The sequence below is a fragment of the Streptomyces muensis genome, from assembly GCF_021474425.1.
Lineage (GTDB): Bacteria > Actinomycetota > Actinomycetes > Streptomycetales > Streptomycetaceae > Streptomyces > Streptomyces muensis.
Genome location: NZ_JAKEIP010000483.1, coordinates 1 through 3,140, shown reverse-complemented (window position 1 = coordinate 3,140; position 3,140 = coordinate 1). Strand labels below are relative to the sequence as shown.

Genomic DNA, 3,140 nt, shown 5'->3' with positions numbered 1-3,140 from the left:
GGGGACCGCGGGTGGGGGCAGGAGGGCGACTCCCAGGCCCGCTGCCACCAGGCCCCTCAGAGTCTCCGCCTCCTCGCCCTCGAAGGCGATGCGAGGCTTGAAGCCGGCTTCCTGGCAGAGGTCGTCGGTGATGCGGCGGAGGCCGTAGCCGGGTTCCAGGGTTACGAAGATCTCGTCGGAGGCTTCCGCCAGGCGGATGCGTTTGCGGGCGGCCAAGCGGTGGTCGGACGGGACGACCAGGCGGAGTTTTTGTTCGTCGAGGCGGCGGGCCACCAGGTCGGGGGCGTCCGGGACGGGGGAGGTCAGGCAGAGGTCGAGTTCGCCCGCGCGCAGGCGTTCGAGCATGGCCTCGCCGTAGTTCTGGACCAGGCTGAAGCGGACGCGGGGGTGGTCGGCGCGGAAGGCGTGCAGGAGGCCGGGGACCGTTTCCGCGCCCATGGTGTGCAGGAAGCCGAAGGCGACCTTGCCGGTGGCCGGGTCGGCGTCGGCGCGGACCTCGTCGGCGGCACGGGCGATCTCGGCGAGGGCGCGTTCGACCGAGGTGAGGAAGGTACGGCCGGCGGGGGTGAGGGACACCGTACGGCCGTGGCGGGCGAACAGGTCGACGCCCAGGTCCTGCTCCAGACGGACCATGGCCCGCGACAGCGTGGACTGCGGGACCTGCATCTCCTGGGCGGCCCGGGTGACGTGCTCGGTACGGGCCACGCCGGCGAAGTGGGCCAGGCGGGGGGCGAGCAACATCGTCATGTCTTCTGTGTCACTGGACGGTGACAGTCGAGGCTGTGAGCTGTACTGATGCGCCATGGGAACGATTATGGCGAGTCTATGCATTGGACGGATCAGTGGGGGCGTACGTAACTTCGAAGCATGTCTCCCGCCAGTACCGGGGCGTCCACTCTCGTGGGCGCCGCACCCGCAGTCCCTGTCGTCGACTCCCGTATGGCCCCGGGCGGCCCCGGCTACCGCCGGATGAGCTTCGCCCTCTTCCTCGCCGGAGTCGCGACCTTCGCGCTTCTCTACTCCACACAGGCCCTTCTGCCGCTGATCTCCGGTGAGTTCGGGGTGGCGGCGAGCGAGGCCAGCTGGACGGTGGCGGCCGCGACGGGCGGACTGGCGCTGTTCGTGCTCCCCATGAGCGCTCTCTCGGAGCGCTACGGACGCCGTACGGTCATGACGGGCTCGCTGGCGGTCGCGGTGACCGTGGGGCTGCTGGTCCCCCTCGCCCCCAACCTGACCGCTCTGGTCGTGCTGCGGGCCGTACAGGGTGCCGCGCTGGCCGGCCTGCCGGCGTCGGCGACCGCCTATCTCGCCGAGGAGGTCCGGCCGAAGGCGCTGGTGACCGCGATCGGTCTGTTCGTCGCGGGCAACAGCGTCGGCGGTATGAGCGGCCGGGTCATCACCGGCTGGGTCGCGCAGGAGTGGGGCTGGCGGGTCGCCCTCGGTGTCATCGGCGTGATCGCGGTCGCCTGCGCCGTGGCCTTCCGGCTGCTGATCCCGGCGCCGCGCCACTTCAAGCCGGGCTCGCTGCGGCCGCGGGTGCTCGCGCGTACGGTGCGTGACCATCTCGGCAACCCGCTGCTGTGCCGTCTGTACGCCATCGGCGCCCTGTTCATGACGGTCTTCGGCGGCGTGTACACCGTGATCGGCTACCGCCTGACGGAGGCGCCGTTCTCGCTGCCGCAGGGCATCATCGGCTCGATCTTCCTCGTCTACCTGGTCGGCACGGTGTCGGCGTCGACGGCCGGCCGGCTGGTGGGCCGCCTGGGCCGGCGCGGCGCGCTGTACGGGGCGGGTGCCACTACGGCCGCAGGCCTGCTGCTGTCTCTGGCGGGGTCCCTGCCGCTGGTCCTGCTCGGTCTGGTCCTCATCACCGGTGGCTTCTTCGCCGGGCACGCGGTGGCGTCCTCGGCGGTCAGCAAGACGGCCACGCAGGGGCGCGCCCAGGCTTCGGCGCTGTATCAGTCCGCGTACTACATCGGCTCCAGCGCGGGCAGCACGGTCGGTGCCGTCGCCTTCCACGCCGGTGGCTGGGGCGGGACCGTCGGGGTGGGGCTGCTGGCGGTGCTCGGTGTCGTGACGATCACGGTGTTCGGGACGCGGGCGGCTCGGGTGGCGCGGCGGAAGTTGGCCACGGCTGCCTGACGGGCTGCTTGAGGCGCCTAAGGGCCGGGAACGTCAGTGCGCCCCGCCGGGGGGATGGCGGGGCGCACTGGGTTTTTTTGTGGGTTACCAGGCTGCGCGTGTCTTTGCCTTGTCCTCCGAGGGCAGCAGGATCCAGAGGGCTATGTAGAGGAGGAATTGCGGACCCGGGAGCAGGCAGGAGATCAGGAAGATCACGCGCATGGTCGTCGCGGAGGTGCCGAAGCGCCGTGCCAGCGCGGCGCACACTCCGCCGATCATGCGGCCGTGGGTGGGTCGGGCGAGCGCGGTCATGGTGCGGCTCCTTCGCGAGCGTGGTCTGAGGCTCCTTGTGGGGCCTCGTGAGGAGGTTCCTCAACTGACATCCACGCTACGGCGACGAACCGGGCAAAGCGTCACTCTACGGAGCTATGCCGACCCTGGGAATCGTCGGGGTCCGACCCTGAGAGGGCTCCTCCTGAGGGACGGTCGACCGGTCGGCGCGCTCGGACCTGCGGCGGAGCCAGGCTCGGGCGGCGGGGACGACCGTGGCGTGGGCGAGGCCCACTCCGACCGTGTTCAGCAGCAGGGAGTCGACGTCGACCAGCTGGCCGGGGACGCCGGTCTGGAGCAGTTCGATGGCCAGCGAGATCAGGGCGCCGGCGGCGGTCGTGCGGACCAGGGAGCCGAGCGGGGAGGCGTCGGTTCTGCCGTGTGCCATCGGGATCAGCACGCCCAGGGGGGCGAGGAGCGCCAGGCCCTCGACGATGTGGCGGGCCGCCTCCTGCCAGCCGAGGGCCAGGTCGGCTCTGATGCCGGCGAAGGGCTGCAGGTTGGCGGGCATCACCCAGGGGACGTCCAGGGGGCGCAGCGTGAGCCAGGCGACGAACGCGAGGTGCGCGACCAGGAGGACACCCCCAGTCGCACGGATGCGGATCGCGGCGCTGCCGCCGATGGAGCCTTGACGCTGCACGCCTCCCTAGACGCGTTGTCCGGTGGGATCGGTTCCGGGGGGTGGGGGG

The 3,140-nt window shown here is 71.4% G+C and carries 4 protein-coding genes; 1 reads left to right on the top strand and 3 read right to left on the bottom strand.

Going from position 1 to position 3,140, the window contains the following annotated elements:
* Nucleotides 1-804 (bottom strand): LysR family transcriptional regulator (locus L0P92_RS43410; RefSeq protein WP_234768644.1); only part of this gene is annotated, 804 nt, incomplete at its 3' end.
* Between the two features lie 63 nt (nt 805-867).
* On the opposite strand from L0P92_RS43410, the gene L0P92_RS43405 reads away from it, so the two are divergent.
* Nucleotides 868-2,142 carry an MFS transporter gene (locus L0P92_RS43405; RefSeq protein WP_234768643.1) on the top strand — a complete coding sequence of 425 codons (1,275 nt, stop codon included), beginning with the start codon at nt 868-870 and terminating at the stop codon, nt 2,140-2,142.
* An 84-nt stretch (nt 2,143-2,226) separates the two neighbouring features.
* Here the strand turns inward: L0P92_RS43405 and L0P92_RS43400 are convergent, their stop codons facing one another.
* The gene (locus L0P92_RS43400; protein ID WP_234768642.1) at nt 2,227-2,433 is read right to left on the bottom strand and encodes a PspC domain-containing protein; all 207 of its coding nucleotides are present in this window, start codon (nt 2,431-2,433) and stop codon (nt 2,227-2,229) included.
* Between the two features lie 106 nt (nt 2,434-2,539).
* On the bottom strand, nt 2,540-3,091 hold the full coding sequence (locus L0P92_RS43395; protein WP_234768641.1) for a VanZ family protein: 552 nt from the start codon (nt 3,089-3,091) through the stop codon (nt 2,540-2,542).
* Between the last annotated feature and the right edge of the window lie 49 nt (nt 3,092-3,140).